The organism is Algoriphagus sp. A40, assembly GCF_002002735.1.
In the GTDB taxonomy this organism is placed as follows: Bacteria; Bacteroidota; Bacteroidia; order Cytophagales; family Cyclobacteriaceae; genus Algoriphagus.
The window spans coordinates 48435-74810 of sequence record NZ_MUNY01000032.1 but is presented as its reverse complement, the minus strand read 5'-3'; the positions used below and the strand labels follow the sequence as shown (position 1 = coordinate 74810).

Annotated in this window: 24 protein-coding genes; 9 read left to right on the top strand and 15 right to left on the bottom strand. The window is 44.4% G+C overall.

Annotation, left to right across the window (positions count from 1 at the left end; all coding sequences use genetic code 11):
- Positions 1-122: 122 nt before the first annotated feature.
- Positions 123-1682, bottom strand: a complete 1560-nt coding sequence (locus tag B0E43_RS01385; protein WP_077346275.1) for an arylsulfatase — start codon at positions 1680-1682, stop codon at positions 123-125.
- A 65-nt stretch (positions 1683-1747) separates the two neighbouring features.
- On the bottom strand, positions 1748-2530 hold the full coding sequence (gene truA / locus B0E43_RS01380) for a tRNA pseudouridine(38-40) synthase TruA (RefSeq protein ID WP_168171874.1): 783 nt from the start codon (positions 2528-2530) through the stop codon (positions 1748-1750).
- Between the two features lie 74 nt (positions 2531-2604).
- Between truA and B0E43_RS01375 the strand changes: the two genes are divergently transcribed.
- Positions 2605-3189, top strand: a complete 585-nt coding sequence (locus B0E43_RS01375) for a hypothetical protein (RefSeq protein WP_077346273.1) — start codon at positions 2605-2607, stop codon at positions 3187-3189.
- Positions 3190-3254: 65 nt separating this feature from the next.
- Here B0E43_RS01375 and leuB read toward each other — a convergent pair whose 3' ends face one another.
- The 9 genes from leuB to ilvD are packed head-to-tail and all read right to left on the bottom strand — an operon-like array spanning position 3255 to position 14442.
- Complete coding sequence (leuB, locus tag B0E43_RS01370) at positions 3255-4322, bottom strand: 3-isopropylmalate dehydrogenase (RefSeq protein ID WP_077346272.1); 1068 nt, start codon at positions 4320-4322, stop codon at positions 3255-3257.
- Positions 4291-5877, bottom strand: a complete 1587-nt coding sequence (locus B0E43_RS01365) for an alpha-isopropylmalate synthase regulatory domain-containing protein (RefSeq protein WP_077346271.1) — start codon at positions 5875-5877, stop codon at positions 4291-4293. Before B0E43_RS01365 ends, leuB begins: the two co-directional genes overlap by 32 nt.
- A gap of 12 nt (positions 5878-5889) precedes the next feature.
- Positions 5890-6480, bottom strand: a complete 591-nt coding sequence (gene leuD / locus B0E43_RS01360; protein WP_077346270.1) for a 3-isopropylmalate dehydratase small subunit — start codon at positions 6478-6480, stop codon at positions 5890-5892.
- 42 nt (positions 6481-6522) lie between these two features.
- Positions 6523-7929: a 3-isopropylmalate dehydratase large subunit gene (gene leuC, locus B0E43_RS01355; RefSeq protein ID WP_077346269.1), complete on the bottom strand. Its 1407-nt coding sequence runs from the start codon at positions 7927-7929 to the stop codon at positions 6523-6525.
- A 2-nt stretch (positions 7930-7931) separates the two neighbouring features.
- The gene (locus tag B0E43_RS01350) at positions 7932-9440 is read right to left on the bottom strand and encodes a 2-isopropylmalate synthase (protein WP_077346268.1); all 1509 of its coding nucleotides are present in this window, start codon (positions 9438-9440) and stop codon (positions 7932-7934) included.
- Positions 9441-9459: 19 nt separating this feature from the next.
- Entirely contained in the window at positions 9460-10503 is a 1044-nt protein-coding gene (ilvC, locus tag B0E43_RS01345; RefSeq protein WP_077346267.1) for a ketol-acid reductoisomerase, read from the bottom strand.
- Between the two features lie 41 nt (positions 10504-10544).
- Entirely contained in the window at positions 10545-11045 is a 501-nt protein-coding gene (gene ilvN, locus B0E43_RS01340; protein WP_077346266.1) for an acetolactate synthase small subunit, read from the bottom strand.
- Between the two features lie 9 nt (positions 11046-11054).
- Positions 11055-12749: a biosynthetic-type acetolactate synthase large subunit gene (ilvB, locus tag B0E43_RS01335; protein WP_254423338.1), complete on the bottom strand. Its 1695-nt coding sequence runs from the start codon at positions 12747-12749 to the stop codon at positions 11055-11057.
- A gap of 4 nt (positions 12750-12753) precedes the next feature.
- Complete coding sequence (gene ilvD / locus B0E43_RS01330) at positions 12754-14442, bottom strand: dihydroxy-acid dehydratase (protein ID WP_077346265.1); 1689 nt, start codon at positions 14440-14442, stop codon at positions 12754-12756.
- Between the two features lie 531 nt (positions 14443-14973).
- Here ilvD and ispE point away from each other — a divergent pair.
- The 3 genes from ispE to B0E43_RS01315 all read left to right on the top strand — a co-directional run bounded on the left by ispE (position 14974) and on the right by B0E43_RS01315 (position 16412).
- Positions 14974-15780: a 4-(cytidine 5'-diphospho)-2-C-methyl-D-erythritol kinase gene (gene ispE, locus B0E43_RS01325; protein WP_077346264.1), complete on the top strand. Its 807-nt coding sequence runs from the start codon at positions 14974-14976 to the stop codon at positions 15778-15780.
- A gap of 70 nt (positions 15781-15850) precedes the next feature.
- Positions 15851-16093 (top strand): ribbon-helix-helix domain-containing protein, encoded by a 243-nt coding sequence (locus tag B0E43_RS01320; protein ID WP_077346263.1) that lies wholly within the window; start codon positions 15851-15853, stop codon positions 16091-16093.
- Positions 16080-16412: a type II toxin-antitoxin system PemK/MazF family toxin gene (locus B0E43_RS01315; RefSeq protein WP_077346262.1), complete on the top strand. Its 333-nt coding sequence runs from the start codon at positions 16080-16082 to the stop codon at positions 16410-16412. Before B0E43_RS01320 ends, B0E43_RS01315 begins: the two co-directional genes overlap by 14 nt.
- Before the next feature lie 5 nt (positions 16413-16417).
- Here B0E43_RS01315 and B0E43_RS01310 read toward each other — a convergent pair whose 3' ends face one another.
- The 3 genes from B0E43_RS01310 to tgt are packed head-to-tail and all read right to left on the bottom strand — an operon-like array spanning position 16418 to position 19542.
- Positions 16418-17335, bottom strand: coding sequence for a DMT family transporter (locus tag B0E43_RS01310; RefSeq protein WP_077346261.1), 918 nt, complete (start codon positions 17333-17335; stop codon positions 16418-16420).
- Positions 17336-18409 (bottom strand): LptF/LptG family permease, encoded by a 1074-nt coding sequence (locus B0E43_RS01305; RefSeq protein ID WP_077346260.1) that lies wholly within the window; start codon positions 18407-18409, stop codon positions 17336-17338. It abuts the gene before it with no gap.
- 2 nt (positions 18410-18411) lie between these two features.
- Positions 18412-19542 carry a tRNA guanosine(34) transglycosylase Tgt gene (gene tgt, locus B0E43_RS01300; protein ID WP_077346259.1) on the bottom strand — a complete coding sequence of 377 codons (1131 nt, stop codon included), beginning with the start codon at positions 19540-19542 and terminating at the stop codon, positions 18412-18414.
- Between the two features lie 120 nt (positions 19543-19662).
- On the opposite strand from tgt, the gene B0E43_RS01295 reads away from it, so the two are divergent.
- Genes B0E43_RS01295 through rsmG form a run of 3 tightly spaced genes read left to right on the top strand, consistent with a single transcriptional unit; the run spans position 19663 to position 22048 of the window.
- Positions 19663-20802: a glycosyltransferase gene (locus tag B0E43_RS01295; RefSeq protein WP_077346258.1), complete on the top strand. Its 1140-nt coding sequence runs from the start codon at positions 19663-19665 to the stop codon at positions 20800-20802.
- The gene (locus tag B0E43_RS01290; RefSeq protein WP_077346257.1) at positions 20793-21404 is read left to right on the top strand and encodes an RNA polymerase sigma factor; all 612 of its coding nucleotides are present in this window, start codon (positions 20793-20795) and stop codon (positions 21402-21404) included. Before B0E43_RS01295 ends, B0E43_RS01290 begins: the two co-directional genes overlap by 10 nt.
- Positions 21404-22048: a 16S rRNA (guanine(527)-N(7))-methyltransferase RsmG gene (gene rsmG / locus B0E43_RS01285; protein WP_077346256.1), complete on the top strand. Its 645-nt coding sequence runs from the start codon at positions 21404-21406 to the stop codon at positions 22046-22048. The genes B0E43_RS01290 and rsmG overlap by 1 nt, the downstream gene beginning before the upstream one ends.
- Before the next feature lie 413 nt (positions 22049-22461).
- Here the strand turns inward: rsmG and B0E43_RS22890 are convergent, their stop codons facing one another.
- Positions 22462-22617, bottom strand: a complete 156-nt coding sequence (locus B0E43_RS22890; protein ID WP_168171873.1) for a hypothetical protein — start codon at positions 22615-22617, stop codon at positions 22462-22464.
- 35 nt (positions 22618-22652) lie between these two features.
- Here B0E43_RS22890 and B0E43_RS01280 point away from each other — a divergent pair, with 35 nt between their 5' ends.
- Positions 22653-25466, top strand: a complete 2814-nt coding sequence (locus B0E43_RS01280) for an outer membrane beta-barrel protein (RefSeq protein WP_077346255.1) — start codon at positions 22653-22655, stop codon at positions 25464-25466.
- Positions 25467-25494: 28 nt separating this feature from the next.
- A complete protein-coding gene (locus B0E43_RS01275; protein WP_077346254.1) occupies positions 25495-26238 on the top strand; it encodes a GLPGLI family protein in 744 nt (247 codons plus the stop codon).
- Positions 26239-26376 lie beyond the last annotated feature (138 nt).

The window sequence follows — 26376 nt, the reverse complement described above, 5'->3', positions numbered from 1 at the left end:
ACCTTTGAGGTTTTAGAAAACTCGAAGGTTTATTCTTAAAAACAAGCTCACAGATGTCTCAGATGCGCACAGATTTTTATTCATCTGTGATAATCCATATCATCTGTGAGAAAAATCAATTTTTACTTCAACTCCACCTGCTCAATTTTGCCTTCACCTCCCCTGATCTCCTGATACAACTTTTTCATTTCTTCCAGTTTCTCGGGATTAGAACTAGCCAGATTATTCCGCTGACCTGGATCGTCTTTGAGGTTGTACAATTGATATTCTGGAGAGTTGCCCAATTCAATATTGACTTGATTTTGTACCGCAGGTCCAGGATAAGGAGGAATCATCGCCCAATCACCGGCTCTCAGAGCAGTTTTCGTACTTGCCTCCAAAATCACGGCTTCACGTCCTTCTTGACTCTTCCCGAGAAAGGCTTCCAGCAAATTTTCACTGTCAGGTCCGCTCTCTGTACTACCAACCAATGCCGCCAAGGAAGCCAATAAATCAATCTGGGTCACCAATGCATCTGAAACTCCCGGTTGGATTTCCCCTTTCCAATAGGTTACAAAAGGAACACGGGTGCCTGCTTCGAACAGGGAATATTTCCCGCCTCGAAAAGGTCCTGCGGGGGTATGATCTCCCACTTTTTCAACTGCATCGTCATAATACCCATCGTTCAAAACCGGTCCATTGTCGCTGGAGAAAACAATAAGCGTATTTTCCAAAAGTCCTGTTTCTTCCAAGGTCTTGTACAATTCTCCAATCACCCAATCTGCCTCTAGCAAAGCATCACCGCGTGGGCCCATACCTGATTTTCCTTCAAATCTCGGATGCGGTGTACGAGGCACGTGTGGCTGTTGCATCGGGAAAAAGAGGAAAAAAGGGCTTTCGGATTTCGCTTTTTCCTTGATATAAGCTTTTCCTTTTTCCAAGAAATGATCTGCCATATCTATATCACTCCATTTTGCATTTTGACCGCCTTTCATGTACCCAATTCTCGGAATTCCGTTCACAATGCTATTGTTGTGGCCATGGTGCCACTTCATCGTAAGCATTTCAGGATTTGAAATAGCGGTGGGTTCGCCTTCAAAGTTTTTGTCATAATCGACTGAAATCGGATCGTTCAGGTCCAAATTCACCACTCTACCATTTTCAATATATACTGTTGGAACCCGATCCTGAGTTGCTGCCAAAATATGGGAATAATCGAATCCGACATGATTGGGGTTGGGAGCAATCTCCTGATTCCAATCCACAAAGCCAGTTCCCAAACCCAAATGCCACTTGCCGATCACGGCGGTTTCATAACCCTGACTTTTCAGCATTTTAGGTAAGGTCATTTGTGCCGTATCGATGATCAAAGGAGCTGTGCCTGGTAGAATTTTCGCATTTTGATTTCTCCATGGGTAAGTTCCAGTCAATAACGCATAGCGACTTGGGGTACAAGTAGCCGAGGAGGCATAGCCATTGGTGAATCTCAAGCCCCCATTGGCCAAAACATCCATATCGGGTGTCTGAAGCGTGCCTGATTTATACGCGCTAACATCGCCATAGCCCAAGTCATCCAGATAGATAAACACAATGTTGGGTTTCTTTTCCTCCGCTTCTTCCTTCACCGAAGGCTGTGCACAGTTTTGAAAAAATAAAGCTCCAAAAAAACAAAGCAGAAAAGTGAGGCAGTTTATATTCTTCATAAAACAAAGGTCATCGGGTCAAAATCAGGTTAATTTTCCTAATAATCAATCTCGGGTCCAAAATCTTATACGTCCAACTCAGTCTCCCAAAGCACCAAGCCATTGGCAGATGCAGGAGCGATTTTTTCAGTGCATTCAGGATTTGTAAGCCGTTGACTTATCTCTTTTATGGCAATTTCTCCTTTTCCGACTTTCAAAATTGCATTCATCATAATCCTGACTTGGTGATGTAAGAATCCATTGCCAGTGACTTCGAAATAGAAGGTTTCCTCTGGGAAATACTGCCCCTGAAATTCATCTGAACGATAAATTCTACTGGAAAAAATCTCCCGAAAGTAATCCGTCTTCTTCTCAGAAGTAGTGCAAAAGGCTTTGAAATCATGCGCGCCGACAAACAACTGCGCCGATTCCCTCATTTTCTCCCAGTCCAGTTTCCCGTGAACATTGACCAGGAAGGCCGAAGCAAATGGATGAAACTGGTCCGAATTGGAAAAGAAATAGCGATAAGTTTTCTTTTTTACAGCCTGAATCAAGTTGAAATCCCGGGGTATCTCCCTCACAGAATTCAGTCTGATTTCCCCTCCGAGATGCAGGTTCAAATCGGAGAGAATCCTCTCCAAATCCACTTTTTCCCGAATGAAAATCTGTACAAATCCTGACCGGCAACTCACCCCTGCATCAGTCCGGCTAGAACCCAAAATCGTAAAATCCTCATTCCCCAACACAAACCTCAACACTTTTTCAAGTTTTCCCTGAACCGTACGCTGCCCGGGCTGTACCGCCCAACCTTTGAATCGGGCTCCGTAATAGCTGATTGAAAACAAATAGGAATAGGGTCTGGAAAGCAAAAGCTGCGGGGTTTGAAATCCTTGGAGAGTTAGGTTAGGATGACTAACTTCACCTAAACCCAAAACTACTGACTATGAAAACATTTCTTAGCATTTTGATGATTTTCGCAGGAATAACTGCGAAAGCCCAAACAGCTCCCTCTAAAGAAATCCAGATCAAAATGGCGGTGTTGGCAGCTCCCGAAGACCAACGGGCAGGAGCAACAATTTATGGGCAAGACGCCAATGGAGATTATGTTTTGCTGCGCAAGGGCACGAATCAAACGGTCTGCCTGGGAGATGACCCCAAGCGCGAAGGGCTGAGCGTCTCCTGTTACCATGCCAGCGCACAGCCATTTATGGCCCGAGGATGGGAATTGAGAAAAGAAGGTAAAAACGCAGATGAGATTTTTAAAGCAAGAGAAGCAGAATCCAAAAGCGGAAAGCTTAAACTACCGGATCAAGGAAGCTTACTCAATGCCTTGATTGCAGAGGAAAAAGATGTGAATTGGACCACTGGAGAAGCTATGAATACCTACACCCGGTCAGTTGTTTATATTCCATGGGCAACAGCCGAAAGTACTGGCTTACCTTTGAAACCCGCTGCGCCGGGTCTGCCTTGGATCATGGATCCGGGAACGCATCGTGCGCATATCATGATCAATCCGGCGAGGGATTGAGAATTGACCTAAACCAAAAAACCACCCCATTCCTGAGGTGGTTTCTTGCTTTTTATCCGGAAATATTATCCCAAAATCTTCGCGGCCAGCCAATCTCCAACTTCTGAAGTGGAGTAAGCTTTGCCACCATCTGCAATGTCTTCGGTCACAAATCCTTCTGCAAGTGAAAGATTGACAACCTCGCTGATCAGTTTCGATTCTTCAGCCAATCCAAAGGCATAATCAAACATCATGGCTGCAGAAAGGATCGTACCCAGCGGGTTGGCGATATTCTTACCGGCAGCCTGAGGATAGGAACCGTGGATTGGCTCGAACAACTTCACTTTGGAACCCAAAGAAGCAGATGGCATCAAGCCCATAGAACCGGAAATCACCGAAGCTTCGTCAGTCAGAATGTCGCCAAATAAGTTTTCGGTGATCAAGACGTCATAAGCTTTTGGCCACTGGATCAGTCGCATCGCCACTGCGTCCACAAATTCATATTCCACTTTCACGTCTGGATACTCCGGGGCAAGCTCCTGCACGGTTTCTCTCCAAAGTCTGGAGGTCGCCATCACGTTTGCTTTATCCACACAGGTCAGGAGTTTTCTTCTTTTTTGCGCAGCTTCAAAACCCATTCTTGCCAAGCGAACGATTTCTTCTTTGCTATAGACATTGGTATCAAAAGCTTTGGTGCCTTGCTCATTTCTGCCTCTTGGCTCACCGAAGTAAATCCCGCCAGTCAATTCTCTGAAGAACACCAAATCCACTCCATCCACGCGATCCAATTTCAAAGGAGACTTATGCACCAAAGAAGGGAAAGTAAAGGTTGGGCGCACATTGGCAAAAAGTCCCAACTTCTGACGCATTCTCAGCAGACCTTGCTCTGGACGAACTTTGGCTTTCGGGTCATTGTCATATTTTGGGTCGCCAATTGCACCGAAAAGCACAGCATCCGAAGAAGCGCAGATTTCGTGTGTGGCATCCGGATAAGGATCACCAGTGGCATCGATAGCGCAAGCCCCAACGAGCCCTTCTTTGAATGTGATTTTGTGACCAAATTTTTGCCCAATGGCATTGACTACTTTCACTGCCTGAGCAATGACTTCAGGGCCGATGCCGTCACCCGGCAACAGCGCGATATTCATTTCCATAGTAAGTGGATTCTTTTTCTGGGTTGGTTTGATTAAAAGATTCGACGATGTTGAGCATTTTCTCAGTGGCCATCATCGCTGCCACGGTTTGGTCAGGGTCAAGCCCTTTGGTTTTGAAAATTTTTCCATAATCCCAAGTGATCACCGTCTCCACAAAGGCGTCGGTTTTCCCTCCCGGAGGAATGGACACATGGTAATCAATCAACTTGGGAAGTTCCTTTTTGAGAGATTTGTAAATCTTTTTTACAGCCTTCATAAAGGAATCGTATTGTCCATCGCCGGTGGCGGTGGCATCATAGGATTTCCCATAGACCTTCAACCGCAGTTGAACTGACGGCTTAAGGCCCTTGGAATGAGTCATATGGTAGCCTTCGATGCTGATGTTTTTGGAGATCGAGTTATTTTGCAATACATCTGAAATGATGTAAGGCAAATCCTCGGTAGTCACGCGTTCTTTTTTGTCACCCAGTTCAATAATCCGTTGGGTCACCCGTGCGAGTTCATCTTTTTCCAGGGAAATGCCCAACTCCTCCAAATTCTTCAGAATATTGGCTTTCCCTGAGGTTTTTCCCAAGGCGTATTTCCGCTGTCTTCCAAATCGCTCCGGAAGGAGATCGTTGAAATAGAGGTTTTTCTTATTGTCGCCGTCAGCATGGATTCCGGCAGTTTGGGTAAAGACATTCTCTCCCACCACAGGCTTGTTGGCAGGAATATGTTGACCGGAAAACTGCTCTACCAGTTTGGAAACGCGGAAAATCTTTTGCTCCTGTACTCCGATTTCCAATTTGGTGAAGTCTTTGATCACGGCAATTACCGATTCCAATGGGGCATTTCCTGCCCGTTCTCCCAATCCATTGACAGTGGTATGAATGCCAGAAGCTCCATGAAGGATGGCTTCCATGACATTGGCAACCGAAAGATCGTAGTCATTATGGGCATGAAAATCAAAGTGGGTATCAGGGAATTTTTCCACGATTTGCCTGATGAAAACCTTTACTTCCTCGGGAGAAAGCAATCCCAAAGTATCGGGAAGCATGATCCGCTTTACAGGTTGGGAGGTAAGAAATTGAATCAGGCTAAGCGTGTATTCCGGAGAATTGCGCATACCGTTTGACCAATCTTCAAGGTAAACATTGACTGCTATCCCCTTTTCCTGAGCGTAAGCAATGCTTTTGGCTATTTCCTCAAAATGCTGCTCGGGAGTCTTTTTCAACTGGTGAACGAGGTGGTTCAAAGATCCTTTGGTCAGCAAATTCAGAACTTTTGCGCCAGCTTCGATGATCCAATTGACGGAAACGGGGGTGTCCACAAAGCCTAAAACCTCCACTCGATCAAGATATCCCTTTTGAGCAGCCCAGGCGGTGATTTTTTGAACTCCTTCAAGTTCCCCTTCGGAAACACGTGCTGAGGCCACTTCAATCCGGTCCACTTTCAGCTCTTCGAGCAAAAGCTTGGCAATCTGGAGTTTTTCGGAAGGCAAAAAGGAAACACCTGAGGTCTGTTCGCCATCCCTCAGTGTGGTATCCATGATTTCTATTCTTCTGTTTGGCTCCATTTGGAAAGCAGATTATTTAGATGCTGCAAATGCATCGATCTCAGAAGACATGTTTAGCAAATAGTCGATGTCATCGAAGCCGTTTTGCATGTTGTCTTTCTTGTATTCATTGATGTCAAAAGTCTCAAATTCTCCGGTAGCCAGGAGTTTTATCTTTTGCTCGGGAAGGTTTACCTCGATTTCGGTTTTGGGATCAGCCTGGATTGCTGCGAAAAGCTTGTCGGCAAATTCAGCAGAAACTGTCACCGGAAGTACTCCGATATTCAGACAGTTATTCTTGAAGATATCTGCGAAAAAGCTGGAAACTACGCAACGGAAGCCGTAATCATAAATCGCCCAAACGGCATGCTCTCGGCTGGAACCTGAACCAAAGTTCTTTCCGGACACCAAGATTTTTCCTGAATAAGTTGAATCATTGAGGACAAAATCCTTTTTGGGATTTCCCTCGACATCGTATCTCCAGTCACGGAACAAGTTGTCACCAAAGCCTTCTCGCTCGGTTGCTTTTAGAAATCGCGCTGGAATGATCTGATCCGTGTCCACGTTTTCGGTAGGCAATGGAACTGCCGTGCTACGCAGGACGGTAAATTTATCGTAAGCCATTTTTTTTCAATTGAAAGATTGGAAAATTGGAAGAATGAAAAATTAATTTTCAAACACTTCCCTTGGGTCGGTGATCCTACCAGTAATCGCAACTGCGGCCACAGTCAACGGTGAGGCGAGCATAGTTCGTGCTCCAGGACCTTGTCTTCCTTCGAAGTTTCTGTTGGAAGTAGAAACGGCATATTTTCCGGAAGGAATCTTGTCATCGTTCATCGCAAGACAGGCAGAACAGCCAGGCTGTCGAAGTTCAAATCCTGCTTCTTCCAAGATTTTCACCAAGCCTTCCTCATGGGCCATTTTTTCCACTTCACGCGAACCCGGAACAATCCAAGCTGTGATGTTGTCTGCTTTTTTATGGCCTTTTACAAACTGCGCAACGGATCGGATATCTTCGATTCGCCCGTTGGTGCATGACCCCACGAATACGTAATCGACTAGCTTTCCCTGTACAGCTTCACCTGGTGCAAAACCCATGTAATCGAGGGATTTCAAGTAAGAGGTTTTATTGGAACCTTCCATGCCTTCGGTAGTCGGGATATTTCCAACCACCTTGATTCCCATACCCGGATTGGTTCCGTAGGTAATCATCGGTTCGATATCTGCTGCATCAAAAACCAATTCCTCATCAAAAATGGCTCCTTCGTCAGTTTTCAAGGTTTTCCAATAAGCAACGGCCTTATCCCACGCCTCACCTTTTGGAGAATACCGTTTTCCTTTTAGGTAATCGAATGTTGTCTCATCCGGAGCAATCAAACCACCTCGTGCGCCCATTTCAATTGACATGTTGCAAATGGTCATTCTGGCTTCCATTGACAGACTTTGGATAGCAGAACCGGCGTACTCCACGAAGTAACCAGTAGCTCCTGCTGCAGAAATTTTAGAAATGATATAGAGAATGATGTCTTTGGAAGTCACTCCAGATCCAAGAGTTCCGTTCACAGAGATTCTCATTTTCTTGGCTTTGGACTGCATGATGCATTGGGTAGCCAAAACCATTTCCACCTCAGAAGTACCGATACCAAATGCAATGGCACCAAAAGCTCCGTGAGTAGAAGTATGTGAGTCACCGCATACGATGGTCATCCCCGGCTGAGTCACCCCAAGTTCGGGTCCAATCACATGGACAATTCCATGATGGGCAGAGCCCAGGTCATGGAGTTCGATGCCATAACGCTTGCAGTTTTCGCGGAGTCTTTCCACCTGCATTCGGGACAGCTTGTCCTTGATCGTCTGATCCTGATCAACTGTTGGGACGTTGTGATCTGGAGTAGCAATGGTTTTTTCTGGGTATTTCACAGTGATTCCGCGCTTTTCCAGATTTAGGAAAGCTACAGGGGAAGTCACTTCATGGATAAAATGCTTATCGATGAAGAATACATCCGGCCCCGCCGGTACGGATTTGACCACGTGTGAATCCCAGATTTTATCAAATAATGTTGTCTTTTCCATAATTAAGCAGTCGCGTATTCTTTGACCGGTATTTTGTTGAGGGCATCGACAAAAGCCTGCGCTGAGGCCAAAACGATGTCTTTGTTTGAGGCAAACCCATAATAGGGCTTGTCGGATTTGATCAGACGCATGTGAACTTTGGCCACATCGTCACTGCCATGGGTAATGGCTTGAATCAGGAATTCTTCCAGATCCACTTGAGGTTTTACAATTTTCTCGATCGCTTTGAGCACGGCATCCACCGGACCAACTCCAGAAGAGGAAGCCTGATGCTGTTCATTTCCGATTTTCAGGGATACTTGGGCGTTGACCGATCCATTGGAAGAGTAGCTGACATTTTCCAGTTCGATGAAAGTTGATTCCTCCATGTATTTCCCGACGAGTTCAAGCAGATCTTTTCGGCCAATGTCACGCTTGGAATCTGCCAAAATCAAGAATGCTTCGTAAACCTCTCTCAACTCCTCGCCTTCCAGCTCGACACCCAAAGCATCCAAGTGGTGCTTCAAAGCAGCCCGACCGGATCTTGCGGTCAATACGATGGTAGATTCATCCACTCCAACCTCTTTCGGATCGATGATTTCATAGTTTTCACGATGCTTAAGCACCCCGTCCTGGTGAATCCCTGAAGAGTGCGCGAAAGCGTTTCTTCCAACGATCGCCTTATTAGGCTGAACAGGCATATTCATCAGCTTAGAAACCAAACGGCTGGTTTGGTAAATTCTTGGTGTGACAATATCCGTGTAAACAGGAATGGTTTTATGGCATTTGATCGCCATCACCACTTCCTCCATAGAAGTATTTCCGGCCCGTTCACCGATACCGTTGATGGTCACTTCCACTTGTCTTGCACCATGCTGCACTCCGGCAATGGTGTTGGCAGTAGCCATTCCCAAGTCGTTGTGACAGTGAGTTGCAATGATGGCCTTGTCAATGTTTGGAACATTGTTCTTCAGGCTTGCGATGATTGCACCGTATTGTTCTGGCAAACAATACCCGGTTGTATCCGGAATATTGACCACTGTTGCTCCGGCTTTGATGACTTCCTCGATGATTTTGCAGAGAAAATCAGGTTCCGAACGACCTGCATCTTCTGCGTAAAACTCCACATCTTCCACAAAGCGCTTGGCAAACTTCACCGCTGCCACACCCCGGGCAATGATATCCTCGGGGGTGGAGCGGAGTTTGAATTGGATGTGGTAAGGAGAAACACCGATTCCGGTATGAATCCGACCCCTTTTGGCGAATTTGAGCGCCTGAGCTGCGACTTCGATATCTTTTTCTACTGCACGGGAAAGTGCGCAAATGATCGGGTTGGAAACCGCTTTGGAAATCTCCTGAACGGAGAGGAAATCCCCTGGGCTGGAAATCGGAAAGCCTGCCTCAATGATATCCACGCCGAGCGCTTCGAGGGCTTGTGCTACTACGATCTTTTCCTGGGTATTCAACTGACACCCTGGCACTTGCTCCCCGTCTCTCAGGGTCGTATCAAAAATCCACAGCTTGTCACTCATATTCTTTGGGGTTTGGGTTTTAATTATTTTCTGGTCTCAACTGACGGACGACCGCTCCGGCCTGCCACATTTCAGACTCACGCAATTCTTTCAATTCTGCCTCAAGCTTTTCTCTATAGTCAGCTTTGGAGTTGGAATCGATTGATTTTTGTGCTTCCTGACCAGTTTTTACAGAATTATAAAGCGCCTCAAAAACAGGCTTGGTCGCATCGCGGAAAGGCTTCCACCAGTCCAGCGCACCTCTTTGTGCAGTTGTAGAGCAATTGGCATACATCCAATCCATTCCGTTTTCAGCCACAAGTGGCATCAAGGATTGGGTCAGTTCTTCTACGGTTTCGTTGAAAGCTTCAGATGGCGTATGACCATTTGATCTCAATACTTCGTACTGTGCAGCGAAAATCCCTTGGATCGCACCCATCAAAGTACCTCTTTCACCAGTAAGGTCAGAAGTTACTTCTCTGTAGAAATCGGTTTCAAACAGATAACCTGATCCTACCCCGATACCCAATGCAACAACTCTATCTTTGGCTTTGCCGGTTCCATCTTGGAAGATGGCAAAGGAAGAGTTCAAACCACGACCTTCTACAAACATTCTTCTCAAAGAAGTTCCGGACCCCTTTGGAGCGACCAAGATCACGTCTACATCAGCAGGAGGAATAATTCCGGTCTTTTCTTTGTAAGTCACACCGAATCCGTGAGAGAAATAAAGTGCTTTGCCTGGAGTCAGGTGTTTTTTCACTGTTGGCCAAAGTGTAATCTGACCAGCATCTGAAAGCAGGAATTGGATGATTGTTCCTTTTTCGCAAGCTTCCTCGATTTCAAACAGGGTTTCGCCAGGAACCCATCCGTCAGAAACGGCTTTGTCCCAGGTTTTGGAGCCTTTTCTCTGGCCCACGATCACGTTGAAGCCGTTGTCCTTCAGGTTTAGTGCCTGACCGGGGCCTTGTACTCCGTAACCAATTACTGCAATTACTTCGTCCTTGAGAACCTCTCTGGCTTTTTCCAATGGAAATTCATCCCTGGTTACTACGTTTTCTTCAACTGTGCCGAATTTTAATTTCATGATATAAGATTTAATAGTTTGTTATTGCTTGGGTTGAGATTTTACTTGATGAATGATTCGATGGTAAGCATTCGCTTAGCCACAGCCACCCGACCTGATCTGGCAAACTCCGAGAGACCATAGCCTTTAAGGATTTCGAGCAATTCCTGCGTTTGTTCCTTGTGCCCGGTTAATTCGAGTACGACAAATTCCGGTTCAGCGGCGATTATTTTGGCATTGTGCTGACGGATTATTTTTTCCAATCCGGCATCTAAACGGGAAACAGGAATCTTGTAAAGCGCAATCTCCTGATATACCACTCCCTCGTCTTCATGATAAAACGCCTTGATCACATCGATGATTTTCTCAATCTGATTGACCAATTGGATGACGGTATCTTCATTTGCGGTCACCTCGATGGTGATCCGGTGAATACCTGAAATACGGCTTTCTGAGGCTGTCAGCGCATCAATATTGATCCCTCTGCGGGTAAAAATGATGGTGATCCGGTTGAGAATTCCAATAAAATTCTCAGTGATTACGAAAATGGTGTAACGCTTCATAGGTTTGAGTTAGCTGAGTCTGACCTCTTCTACCGAGCAGCCTGTGGCGATCATCGGGAATACGTTGTCTTCTTTTTCTACAACCACTTCGAGAAAAAAAGGGCCGTCGTGAATGAACATATCTTCGATGGCTTCCTTCAGGTCAACCCGATCAGAAACTTTTTGAGATTTGATGTTATAGGCTTCCGCAATTTTGATGAATTCCGGATTGTCCAGTTCGGTAAAAGAATAGCGTTTGTCAAAGAACATCTGCTGCCACTGACGCACCATTCCGAGGTAATTATTATTCAAAAGGACAATTTTTACCGGAGCTTTGGTCTGCATGATGGTGCCCAATTCCTGAATCGTCATCTGGATTCCGCCGTCACCGACTACGCAGATTACCTGTCGGGAATAGTCATGAAGCTGAGCTCCCAGTGCTGCCGGAAGGGCAAAACCCATGGTTCCCAAACCTCCTGAAGTCACCTGTGTTCTAGGTTTTTTATAATGAAAATACCTCCAGGCAATCATCTGATGCTGTCCAACGTCAGTGACCAAAACGGCATCATCGGCCTTGTATTGGTTGATTTGGTGGATTACTTCTCCCATCGTAAGACCAACTTTTGAAGGAGTGATGTCATGCTGGACGACCGCGGCTTTTTCTTGCTGTTCCAATTCGCGGAATTTTGCCATCCAAGAATCATGCTTCTTGGCCTCGATGGCTTCGGTAAGCATGGAAAGGCTCTCTCTACAATCCCCCATCACAGCTACTGCAGCCTTTACATTTTTATTCACTTCGGCAGGGTCAAGCTCCAGGTGGATGACTTTCGCCTGCTTGGCATAGCGCTTCAAATCTCCGGTAACCCGGTCGTCAAATCTCATTCCCACGGCAATCAATACATCGCATTGGTTGGTCAGAAGATTTGGGCCATAATTGCCATGCATTCCCAATTTTCCGACATAGTTAGGATGCTCCTGTGGAAGCGCTCCTGAACCTAAGAGCGTTGAAGCGGCTGGAATTCCTGACTTGTCAAGAAAAAATTTCAGTTCGGTTTCTGCTTTTCCCAAAACCACACCCTGACCAAAAAGCAAGTAAGGGCGCTCAGCCTTATTGATCAATTCGGCTGCCTCCTGGATCTTAGTTGCTTCAACTGAGACGTATGTTTTGTAAGATCTGAAACCCAAACATGGCACATAGTTAAACTCACCGAAATCAGTCTGGGCATTTTTGGTAATGTCAATCAACACCGGTCCCGGTCTTCCAGAACGGGCAATAAAAAATCCTTTTGCTATGGCTGGCGCAATATCCTCAACTCGGCGGACCTGAACGTTCCATTTGGTGGCTGGCATGGAAATACCAACCACATCAGTTTCCTGAAAAGCGTCGGTTCCCAATAGATGTGCTGCCACCTGCCCGGTGATACAGACCAAAGGAGTGCTGTCAATCTGGGCATCGGCAAGTCCTGTGATCAGATTGGTAGCACCCGGTCCTGAAGTCGCTATGCAAACTCCGACTTTGCCGGAGACTCGGGCATAGCCCTGAGCTGCATGAATGGCTCCTTGCTCATGACGGGTCAAAACATGCTTGACCTGGTCATGATAATCGTACAAGGCATCATATACAGGCATGATCGCACCACCTGGATATCCAAAAATGATTTCTGCCTGCTCAGCGATAAGTGACCGAACAACTATGTCCGCACCTCTGATCATCATGTCCTTCATAGGCTTAAAATTTATCGGTTACGCAACCTTCAGAAGCAGTTGCCACGAGTTTGTTATATTTTTTGAGCGTTCCCTGTAGACCCAAGATTGGCTTAGGCGACCAGGATTGCTTTCTTTTTGAAAATTCATCTTCTGATACGTCAACCGATAAAATCAATCCATCCGCATCAATAGTAATGATGTCGCCATCTTTCAAAAGTCCAATCGGACCACCGCACCAGGCCTCAGGAGTAACGTGCCCTACTACAAAACCGTGCGTCCCACCTGAAAATCTACCGTCAGTGATCAAAGCCACATCTGATCCAAGTCCAGCGCCGATAATCATGGATGTTGGTTTTAGCATTTCCGGCATTCCGGGAGCTCCTTTGGGTCCTACGTTTCGGATGACGATCACATCTCCGGATTTTACCTGGTGATCACGGATTCCATCATTTGCCTCTTGCTCAGAATCATAAACCCGGGCAGGACCTGTGAAAGAAGTACCTTCTTTTCCGGTGATTTTAGAAACTGCCCCATCCGGTGCAAGATTCCCTTTCAAAATGCACAGGTGACCTGTTTTCTTGATGGGTTGCTCCACTGGATGGATCACATTGACTACTGAAACTGTGATAGGCTGGACATCTGCCAAGTTTTCGGCTAGTGTCTTACCGGTAACAGTCATACAATCACCATGAAGGAAGCCTTTATCCAGGAAATATTTCATAAAAGCAGGCAATCCGCCTTGCTCATGAAGATCCTCCATCAGGAATTTGCCGGAAGGCTTAAAATCCCCTAGCATTGGAGTTCTGGCATTGATTTCTTTGAAATCTTCAAGAGAAAAATCCACTCCAGCCGTCCTGGCGATCGCCAACAAGTGAAGGACTGCATTGGTACTTCCGCCTAAAGCAATCGCCACGCGAACGGCATTTTCAATGCTTTTTCTGGTGATGATATCGCTTGGCTTAATATCTTTTTCCAAAAGAATGCGCATGTACTTGTTGACTTCCCGGCATTCTCTGAGTTTTTCAGGGGAATTTGCAGGATAGCTGGAAGAAAAAGGAACAGACATTCCCAATGCCTCGATAGCCGAAGACATGGTGTTGGCAGTGTACATTCCCCCACAAGCACCAGCCCCTGGGCAGGAATTTCGTATCACTCCGTCATAGTCTTCGTCGGAGATATTTCCCTGCACGCGCTTTCCAAAAGCTTCGAAAGCTGAAACGATGTTGAGTTTTTCGCCTTTATAGTGACCGGAAGCAATTGTGCCTCCATAGACCAATATCGAGGGACGGTTGATCCGCAACATTCCCATCACCGCTCCGGGCATGTTTTTGTCGCAACCTGCCACTGCAATACAGGAGTCGAAGGAATGTCCTAAAATGAAGGATTCGATAGAATCAGCAATGATTTCTCTGGAAACCAAGGAATAGCGCATCCCAAGAGTTCCCATCGAAGTACCATCGGAAATCCCAATGGTATTAAAAACCAAACCGGTCAGATCATATTCCTGTGAGGATTGTTTGATCAGACCGGCAAAGTCATTCAGGTGCATATTGCAGGGATTACTTTCATAGCCGCAACTGGCTATCCCTACAAAAGGCTGTTTCATTTTTTTATCGCTCAAACCGGTGGCGTAAAGCATAGCTTTGCCTGCCGGATGCTCGTCATTGTCGCTGATTTCCCAACTGTACTTCTTAAGATTGCTTAGGGTCATAGTGCTGATAAATAAAAAAGTGCCTCAGGTCGGTGAGGCACTTTAGATTTTTATATACTGGATTATAATGGTCTAGTGCCTCACTTCGAAAATCCGATGAGAATAATAAAGCTTAGGAGGACGACCACTGGAAAATACATGTCGAGGTTTGAGGTATGATGCTTCGTTTACGAATCACATGACAATATTAAAACCCAATCTTCAGACTTACAATATTTAATTCTTTGCAATTCCTTTTTCACAGATTTTAATATTAGGAAAAAATATTTTTTAAGAAATATTATTATGTTTTTTACGAAATATCAAAATCTATTTTTCAAAAAAGCACCCAAAAAGGGTCATTATCGAAATTTTGTATCGATTTCGAGTTTGTTTAAAATTTTCGAAAATTTATTCTCTTTTATTTAAGAAAAAAAATGATATGCTGTCATAATCCTAAAATTTATGGGAAAGATTAGAGATTTATCAAAGATCGATTAGGAATTCCTTCTAAGTTGAATTCAGTTATTTTTGCTCAAATAAAACAAAACAATGATCAGCTTCCCAAACGCCAAAATTAACCTAGGACTTCACATCATCGGCAAGCGAAAAGACGGCTACCATGAGATCGAGACCTGTATGGTTCCTGTTCCACTTTTTGATGCCTTGGAAATGATCCTTGATAAGAAGCCAACTTGGAACTCCACCGGAATGGACATCCCGGGCGATTCAAAAGACAATTTGATTTTGAAAGCGGAAAAACTCCTTAGAAAGGACTTTCCCGGGCTTCCCACTTTGAACATTCATTTGCATAAAAATATCCCAATGGGTGCCGGGTTGGGAGGAGGTTCTGCAGATGGAGCATTTGCACTTAAGCTGATGAACAATCTGTTTGACCTCCATTTGGACAATTTCTTTTTGGAGGAATACGCGGAACAGCTGGGTAGCGACTGCCCTTTTTTCATCGAAAACACCCCCAAAATCGCATGCGGCAGAGGAGAAATCCTGGAACCGATCGAGCTTTCACTCAAAGGAACCTATTTGGTACTGATCAACCCAGGAATCCACGTCGGCACCAAAGAAGCATACGCCGGAGTAACTCCTGCACCCCCAAAAGTAAAACTGGAAGAAGTCCTTGCAGACCGTGGCCGATGGAAAGCTGAATTGGTCAACGATTTCGAGCCGAGTATTTTTAGAACCCATCCGGAGATCGGCGAAATCAAAGCTAAACTCTATGAAGCTGGAGCGTTCTATTCCGCCATGTCTGGCTCTGGATCAAGTGTATTCGGATTGTTTGAAAAAAAGCCGACAGATTTTGAATCGAAAGATAACTATTTCAGATTTGAAGCTATTTTGTAATTATCTGAAAATAAATTGATTGCAACATTGTAAATGTTTTTATATTTGTATTTCATAAATATAAAACATAATGGCAACCTTCACAAGCACACTACCCGACGACCTCCTTCAGCGACTTGCTGATTATGCCAAGAAGCTTTCTCTTCCAAAAAACAAGTTGATGGAGAATGCCCTGAATCTCTATTTGGATCACCTGAAAAGAGCCGAGTATGCTAAATCCTATAGACAAGCTGCTCAAGATGAGGACATCCTGATGGTGGCTGAAGAAGGAATGGGCGACTATTTGAAGCAAATCGAAGATGAGGCAAGGTGAAATTTGGATGTCTGATCTCAATCCGGTCACTGGCTCTGGGCAGGCTGGCAGGAGGCCGTTAGTCATCCTAAGCGGCAACCTGATGAATAAATTTCTCCAAGTTGTGATCACAGCACCGCTCACATCCAAAATCAAAAACTATCAGGGAAATCCGGTTTTGAAACCTTCTCAAATGAATGGTCTGAAGCAGGAGTCTGAACTGATGGTTTTTCACATCCGATCTACCTCAAAAGACCGATTAATTGAAAAGATCGGAGAAATCTCAAAAGAAGAGTTGCGGACAGCACTCGCTACACTCAATGACATTACTACCCTTTAAAGGTTTTAACCCAGTGGGCTCACTGCTTTTCTCCTTTTGTTCCAATAATTTAAAATCGGATAAATCAGGACTGAGATCAGAATAATCAGGGTTCCGAGGTAAAACTGCGGTGTCATTTTTTCACTTTCTCCAAAAATCAAAACCGCCAGAACGATCCCATAGACTGGCTCCAAATTAACCGTAAGGTTGATGGTAAAAACAGACAGCCGCTTCATCAGCTCCACCGACACCGAAAAAGCATATACTGTACAAATACCTCCCAAAACAAGAAACCAAAGCCAATCCAAGCCTATCCATGCCCATTGTAAGGGTTGTCCATCGGTGAGAAATTCCGCATAAACTGGCATAAAAAGCAAGGCAAATAAACACGCCGATCCCATTTCATAAAAGGTAATCTGATAGGGCGTATGCCGCAGCGTCAAACGTCCGTTGAATACTGAAAACAAGGCACCTAAAAAGGCAGAAACCAAAGCCATGGTCAATCCCAACCAATAGCCAGTCTCAAATTGGAAAATTACCAACAAGCCCGAAATCACGAGTAATCCCAAAGCCACCTCATACCATTTGATTTTAGATCGATTGATAATCGGATCCACAAATGCCGTCCAAAGGGAAGTGGTGGCCATCCCTGCCAGGCAAACCGAAGCTGTAGAAACTCTCGCCGACCAAAAAAAGAAAATCCAATGAAGAGAAATCAAAACTCCAACTCCGGCAATTTTTAAAAATTCGGGAAAGGTTACCACCATCGACTTTTTGCGAAACACCATCACCAATGCCACTCCGACAGTCGCTATCAAAGTTCTATAAAACACCAATTCCAAGGAAGGAAGGCTGATCAGAAGGCCCAAAATCGCAGTAAAGCCCCAGATCAAAACAATGAAATGGAGCATAAGATAATCCCGGATCGTTGCCTTCCCGGTCATTTATCGGGGAACAGTTTTATAAAGGATTAGGCCAGTAACTCCAAAGACAATGTTCGGAAGCCAAACAGACAAAATGGGATACTGAGATCCCCCTTCGGCGAATGTTCGGGAAAGAATAAACAGCAGGATATAAACAAAAGCCAACAAAAAACCCATGGCAATCTGAAACCCGGAACCACCCCGGGATTTCCTTGCAGACATGATCACACCGATAAAAGTAAGGATCAAAGCCGCAAAAGGTGACATAAACCTCACATATCGCTCGATCCGGTAAAAATTCACATTATCGGCACCTCGATCTTCCAAAATTTTGATCTGCCGACTCAATTCAGGCAGTTTGAGTGTTTCATGGTGATTATCCGGTAAATCAAAATCGGCCGGAGTAATGGACAAAACGGTATCCAATTCCACTCCTACGGTATATTCCTCTCCCTTTTCATGGATTTTCCTAAGCCGCCAATTCACCAATCTCCAGACGTTCTTGGTCGTATCCCATTCAATTCGATCCGAAGAAAGCTTTGCAAGGAGCTGTCCATCCCGGATTTCCTCCAGAGTAAAACTGTATCCGGTATTGCTGATTTTATAATAACGGGTCAGAAATGCATAAGTGTCCGGACCCACTTTGATGTGAATATTTGGATCAGTGGATGCCTTCCCTTTATCCAAATAGGTGATTTTAAATTGGGTCACTCCTGCTGTGGCACCTGGCAAAATCCATCCATTCATCAAAAAACTGATTGCCCCGATCATTGCCGCTGCAAGCATAAATGGCCTCAACATTCGCATGAAACTGACTCCAGAGCTCAAAATCGCTATTATCTCGGTTCTTCCGGCCATTTTGGAAGTAATAAAAATCACCGCAATGAATACCGTAATCGGAGTCAGGAGGTTATTTAGGTATAGCCCGTAATTCCCCATGTATTTGAGAATTTCATAGGCGGGAACAGAATTACGGATATAGGTATCGTTCTTTTCCGTAAAATCCAAAACCAAGACAATCAGAATAAGCATGACCACCACAAAAAAGTAGGTCTTCAGAAATTCCTTGATGATCAGCTTGTCGAGAATCTTCATGCTTAAAGCCGGATGCTTACTTTTTTTACCATCTGATCTTTCCAAACGGCAAAATCGCCAGCCAGGATATGTTCTCTGGCCTGACCTACCAGCCAAAGGTAAAAACTGAGATTATGAATACTGGCAATCTGAGCTGCCAAGATCTCTTTGGAAACTGTCAGGTGCCGAAGATAAGCTTTGGAATAAAAGGTACTCGCATAGTTGCCAAGGATCGGATCAATCGGACTAAAATCGTCTTTCCATTTTTCATTTCGGATATTGATGATCCCTTCAGAAGTGAACAGCATCCCGTTGCGCGCATTTCGGGTAGGCATCACACAGTCAAACATGTCTACACCCAGAGCAATGCACTCCAAAATATTCGCCGGAGTCCCAACTCCCATCAGGTAGCGGGGCTTGTCCGATGGAAGGATATCTGTGACCAATTCGGTCATTTCATACATCATTTCGGCAGGTTCACCCACTGAAAGTCCTCCGATCGCATTTCCATCTCGCTCCCTGGAAGCGATAAACTCAGCACTTTGCTTTCGCAAATCCTTATAAACTGAACCCTGAACAATCGGGAAAAGTGTCTGGCTGAAACCATATTTTCCCACAGTAGAATCAACACGCTGAATGCAGCGATCCAGCCAGCGGTGAGTCATCTCCATCGAATTTCGAGCGTAACCATATTCGCATGGGTAAGGGGTACATTCGTCAAAAGCCATGATGATATCTGCCCCAATAGTACGCTGGATATCCATCACATTCTCCGGGGTAAAGTGATGCTTTGACCCGTCGATGTGAGATTTGAACATCACACCTTCTTCTTTGATCTTACGGGTTCCTGCAAGGGAAAACACCTGATATCCGCCAGAATCGGTTAGAATCGGCCGATCCCACCCGTTGAACTTATGGAGCCCTCCGGCCTTTTCCAAAATATCAAGACCCGGTCTTAAATAGAGATGGTAAGTATTTCCCAGAATAATCTGGGCTTTGATATCCTCTTTGAGTTCACGCTGATGGACTGCTTTGACAGTGCCTGCTGTGCCCACGGGCATAAAAATCGGAGTTTGAATTTCTCCGTGGTCTGTGATCAGTGTACCCGTACGGGCTTTGGTTTTAACGTCCTTTTGTCCTAGAGTAAACTTCATAATGAAATCAGAGCTTGTAGAACTCTCCTACAATTTGCCCAGTTTGGCCTGCAAAAATATCCACTTATTCTTAAATGACTTGCTGAAATAGATTTTATATTTGCCCAGCAAAATCGACCTATGGGCCTATTTTTACTCTGGTTTTTCTTTGGCATCGGCGTTATCATCCAGTTAGTTTATCTCCTGATGATTTTCGGACGAACCGCCTGGTTTAAATCATTTAACAAGTCTTCGAAAAACCAAAACCCTGAGGAGGGAGTGACTGTTCTTGTCGCAGCTCACAACGAATTTCAAAACCTCAAGACCCTCATTCCCAAGTTATTTGAGCAAGACTACCCCAAATTTGACGTAATGATTGTCAATGATCGAAGCACCGATCGGACCAAACGTTTGCTTGAGGAAATGATGGAAATCTACCCAAAACTCCGATCTGTCACAGTCAAATACACACCCAAACACGTCACTCCCAAAAAATTTGCGCTGACCCTTGGTATCAAAGTGGCCAAAAATGACGTCATTCTTTTAACTGACGCAGACTGCATGCCCACAAGTGACCAATGGATTCGAAAAATGACCTTACCTGTAAGACAAGAAGGGAAAACCTTTGCGCTGGGCTATTCTGGATATGAAATAAAATCGAGTCTTTTGAATAGGTGGATTCAGTTTGAAACCTTTTTGACTGCCCTCTTTTATTTCTCTTTTGGACTTTGGAATGCGCCTTTTATGGGGGTAGGCAGAAATCTTTGTTACCGCAAAAGTTTCTTTATGGAAGCAAAAGGGTTTAAAGGAATCTGGCATCTAGAGGGCGGTGACGATGACCTTTTTGTCAATCAATATGCCACAGGCAGAAACACCTCCACTGTCCTTGACCCGGAAGCCTCCACGATATCGATCCCAAAAGAAACTTGGAAGGAGTACTTGGTCCAGAAAAAACGGCACCTGCATGCCGGACAATATTACAGGAGTGAAGACAAGCGAAAAATCGGATTATTTCCGCTATCTCATGGCCTCTTCTGGATTGGGGGACTCGGTTTGCTGATTTATTTCGGAGTCGGGTTACAATGGGAACAATTTTCGATCGTTTTGGGTATTATTTTAATGAGATCCTTTTTGGTCCTCCGGATTTTCAATTCCGCTTCCAAAAAGCTTCACGGTTCTACCCCACCCATGAATGTCCTTCTGAATGATTTTATGTATTTGGGCTATTTTTGGGTTTTGGGATCAGTATCTTACCAGTCAAAAGACATCCAATGGAAATAAACGAACGCGGTTTTTCAAACAAGGCACTCGAGGATTTTGATCTGATCGACAGAGCCGTCATGGAAAAAGACCAGCAGGCTTACGCTACCCTGATGAAGCGGTACAAAAAGGCCGTTTATTTCATGATCCTAAAGATGATTCGAGATGCTGACGATGCCGAGGATCTGACCATGGAGGCTTTTGCCAAAGCCTTCCGAAATCTGGAGCGCTTCAAAAAAGACTATACGTTCAGCACCTGGCTTTTCAGAATTGCCACCAACAATACGATTGACTTTATCCGGAAGAAGAAGCTCAAAACCATGAGCTTGAACAATACGCTTTCGGATGACAGTGGAAATTCGGTCAATATCGACGTCGAAGACGATGACAACAATCCTCAGGATCAGTTTATCCGTTCCCAGCGAATCGATATGGTTAGGATTTTCGTGGATAAACTTCCTGCTAAATACCGCAAGCTGGTTCAACTGCGCTACTTTGACGAGCTTTCCTATGAGGAAATTGCCCAAGAGCTGGACAAACCGCTTGGTACAGTAAAGGCCCAACTTCACCGATCCCGTGAATTGCTTTACGAAATCGCCTCCGGCAAAGAACACCACATCTGATGAATCCCGGGACTACACTGATCCTATCTTATTTTCCCGATCTGAGCGAAACTCAAATCGTACAATTTGACCGACTTCAGGAGCTCTTCGAAGATTGGAATTCCAAGATCAACGTGATCAGTAGGAAGGACATGGATCAGTTTTATGTCCACCATGTGCTTCATTCTTTGGGGATTGCCAAAGTGATGGAATTTGCCCCTGGCACCAAAGTCCTGGATATCGGTACAGGCGGCGGATTTCCCGGGATTCCATTAGCGATTCTTTTTCCAGACACCCACTTTCATTTGGTGGATTCTATTGGCAAAAAGATAACGGTTGTCAAAGACGTAACCAAGCAACTGAAATTAAGCAATGTCGAAGCCCAACAGGCACGGGCAGAGGAACTGGTCCGGAAATACGATTTTGTAATCAGCCGGGCAGTCACCCGAATGGCAAATTTTTATCCTTGGGTCAAAGGAAAAATCAAGAAGGAAGACATCAACGAATTCCAAAACGGAATTCTTTATCTCAAAGGCGGAGATGTAGACGAGGAAATGGAAGAACTGGACAAGTCCTACGTCGTCTATCATCTAAGTGACTATTTTAAGGAAGACTTTTTCGAGACCAAAAAGGTGGTCTACATGCCTTGGGAGGATAAACGGTAAAAATTTATTTTCCTGAATTTCAGCAGCATAAAAATCCAACCAGTAAGAAATTAGATTATTTCTCCACCCATGCATTGCTCGGTTTTTTTGAGCTAGGATTTATAGCGCCTATGGCATTTTTGAGGTTAGGATATTCGCTGGTTTTTCTTTTTGCAGCCATTTCCGAAAATGATTTTTCCACAGTTCACCCACACCAACTACCTCACTAAGATTTTTTAACAAAATAGTTACGCTATTTTTAAAAAATAATTAATAATATAACGACGTTAAAACGTTTGTCAGAATAATCGTTTGGTGATTTCCGGTTTTATCGAAAGACACTACTTGATTGAAAGAATTTTTGAATTCGTCAAGCATTGGGCAAAGAATAAGGAAGTGAATGACCTCATTTTTTTGAAGTCGCGCTTAAAGGGTTAGTATATGATCAAGGCCATGAAAGGGTTGCAAAAGTAAAGCCCCCACATTTTCAACTTAGCCAGATTCATCCACTTTCCATTCAATCTTGACCTTGTCATCTTTGGCAAAAATGCAGTGGTAATGATTTTGGAATCGAGTCTAGTTTTAGTCATTGATTTTATAGTTGAAAAATATAACACTGAAAAAAATGAAATTTTTCCTTTCATTCCTTCTTTTGCTTGCTATCACTTTTGCTTCGCAAGCCCAATCCAAACTTACTATTCGGGGAACAGTGAAAGACACCACCAACGTCCCGCTTGACTACACCTCTGTACTTCTCCTTAGTCCAAAAGATTCTGCCCTTGTGGCTTATACTTTGACTAATAAAGCCGGAGAATACCTATTCAAAAACGTAGATCGGCAACCACTGCTCATCAAAGCCACCTATATGGGCTATCTACCCGTCCAAAAGGAACTGGTTCTGCCCGAAACAGATGTTTTGGAGGTGGAGGAGATTTACTTAGAGCCCATCCTTCAGGAACTTTATGAGGTGGTGGTGAAAGCCGCCAAAGCACCTTTGATGATGCGTGGTGACACCCTGGAATACGATGCCAGCAAATTTAAAGTACCGCCAGGTGCGACTTTGGAAGAATTACTCCGCAAGCTTCCCGGCATGCAGATCGACAAGGATGGAAATATAATTGCCCAAGGAGAACAAGTGCAGAAGGTAACAGTAGATGGAAGGCGCTTTTTTGGAGGAAATACCAAAATGGCCACGCAAAACCTAAATGCCGAATCAATAAGCAAGCTTCAGCTATATGATGACAAGTCAGAACAGTCCAAACTCACCGGAGTGGAAGATGGAGTGAAGGAAAAAACCTTGAATGTGGAGCTAAAGGAAGAAGCAAAAAAAGGAGGTTTTGGCAAAGTTTCCGCGGCGGGGGGTACAGATGAAAGATGGACTGCAAATGCCTCATACAATAAGTTTGATAAAGAAAACCAATTTTCAGTCATCGGCTATGGCAACAATGTCAACCAATCCGGCTTGAGCTGGGATGACCTGCAAGAGTTTAGAGGCAGCAGTGCTTTCCAATGGGGAGATACAGGAGATTTTGGTTTTGATGGAAGTGGAGGAAATTATATCGTTTTTGGGGGAGGTGACAATGAGGAATCCTTCGAAATCCCTTTCAATAATCTCAACTCAGGTTTTTCCAACAATCAGGCTATTGGCGTCAACTACAACTACCTGAAAGGCAAAAAGGACTTCAGTAGCAACTATTTCTATAGCCGCAGTGACCAAATCCTGGAGAGCGTCAATAGCAGAACCAACTTTCTACAGGACAATACTTCCTTCACTTCCACTGACCAAAGCATACAAAACAACGTAGCAGGTCACCATCGGGCAAATCTTCGATTTCAAAATGAATTAGACAGCACCAACACGATCACCATAAACGCGAAAGGAAGGCTAAGTACACTCAGTACCTCATTGCTCAGCCATCAGGAGCTGATAAGCAACAGCATAGTGCAAAGCCAATTGGACCGAAACAACCAATCAGACAAATGGTCAGGAGCCTTTCAAGGCACGGCAATCTACAGGCATAAATTCAAAAAAAATGGGCGGAATTTTGCTGCCAGCATCAGTGATACTTGGAGCAAGGCAGACCAGGATGGCATCCAAAAAGCCGTAGCCGAAATGATGGATTCAACGGACCCGAACACCTATTTCCAAAGCTTGGATCAAGTGATCCAGGCCTTGAATGGCTCGAACGTGATCAAGTCAAGCTTACTCTATGTCGAACCCATCAAGAATATTTTCTTCTGGGAGACTTTCTACAATTTCAGCCAATCTACGAGCGAAACAAACCGACAGGTATACGATGTGGAGCAAAGTGACATTAGAGAGCTAAATCCTGAACTCAGCCGATTTTTTGACAACAAAATTACCTACAACAGGTTTGGAACCAGTTTCCGATATGCGAATAAAGGCTCTAACCTAAGCGTGGGATTAGCCGCATCCGACTACCAACTCAACGGGCAATTTTCAGTGATAGAAGGCAGTGAGATCCTTGGCACAGTGGACAAAAACTACCTTAATTTCACCCCCAATGTATCCTACTGGAAAACCATGAAAGGCAACAAGCGAATCAATGCAAGCTATGCCATGGGCGTGACTCCGCCAAGTATCGCAGACCTCCAGCCGTACAAGGACATTTCCAATCCGCTCTATATCCGTGAAGGAAATCCTGATCTTGAGCCACAAGTGTCCCATTCTTTCAATACCGGATACAACATGTATGATCCTGCGACTTTTATAAATCTCCAGTTCTCATTCAATTCTACATTCTACCAGAATCAAGTCGTACAAAACCAGACTATAGATCCAGAAACCTATGTCACTACCTACAAAGCAGGAAATGTGTCCGGAGGACAGCGTTACTTTCCCTATCTCGGTTTTGGTTTTCCCATCATAAAAACCAAAGTTAACGCCTACCTATCGGCAAATCCATCCTATTCTAAAAGCTTCACCCTTATCAATTCCATTGAAACGGAGACAAATACATACAGCCATAACTTTGGAACAAATTTAGACCTGACACTATTAGAATGGCTCAGCCTTTATGCCGGGGGATCGTACCGCCTGAGCAAAACCAACTACGAACAAAACCCGTCCCAAAACCAGGATATCGTAAACTGGAGTGTTTATACTAATATGAACATCAAACTCCCCAAAGACTTTTACTTTGATGTAAAATTCAACCACAATAGATATAAAAACGAAAGTTTTGGATTTGACCAGAAAGTGCCTATTCTCAACGCATTCGTTTACAAACTACTCGGCAAAGAAAAAAAATGGGAAGTCAGACTTTCTGCCTATGATGTCTTCAAGAAAAACCAAACCATCAGTCAGTTTGCAGGGCAAAACTACGTTTCCACTGGCAGAATTGAGACTTTGTCCAGATATTTCCTACTCGGAGTGACTTACAACATGCGGGGAGTAGAAGTGAAAAATAGAAGATAATTTAAACTAGCAGCCGACCTTAATCACAATGAAATCAAAATTCCTAAAAACCATTGTACTGATCCTGATAAGCACAGGACTTAGAGCCCAAAATATCGTGGGTGAGGTAGAATACCGTTACAAAATTTTCTATGACAAAATCTATTCAAGCCTGCCCCACCTTACCGAGCAGGAAAAGGACAGAATTCTACTTACTTGGGGTAGTCCTGAAGGCTACAGTACCCGGATGAAACTCCAGTTTTGGCCAGAAAAAAGTTTCTACACTTTCGGCGAACCCTATGAAGTACGTAGCTACTCCTATCAAGTGGCAGACTACTTCATTGAAAACAATCTCAAAGATCAAACCTATCTGAAGTACATGGATCAAATGGGCAAAACTTACATAGTCCGTGATAGCCTAAACGCTCCAAAATGGAGGGTAATGAACGAAATACGGGACATTCTCGGGCACATGTGTATGAAAGCCGTGAGTGAAGACAGTATCAGAGGCCAAAAGATCACGGCTTGGTTTGCCTCAGATATACCCGTTTCCGTCGGCCCCGAAGAGCAATTCGGCCTACCGGGTTTGATTTTAGCCTATGACATCAACGACGGAATGCTGATCGTCGAAGCCGAGAAAATCACATTTGGCGAACCGGAAGAAATCATCGCTCTGCCAAAAAAAATGAAAGGAAGGGAAGTATCGGGCACTGAATATCAGGACTTGGTCAGGGAGTTTATCAAGACCTCCATCGAAAGCAAGCGAGCTTGGATGTGGGGATTAAGATATTGAGAAGGTTGCAGAGAGTACAAAGGTCGAAAATTAGAAGGTTGGAAAATTGCCAGAAAATATACCATCTCCTTAAAATTAAAAGATTGAAAAATTAGAAGATTGCCTTAGACATTCACCCATCCAAAAGGAGAAATCCTT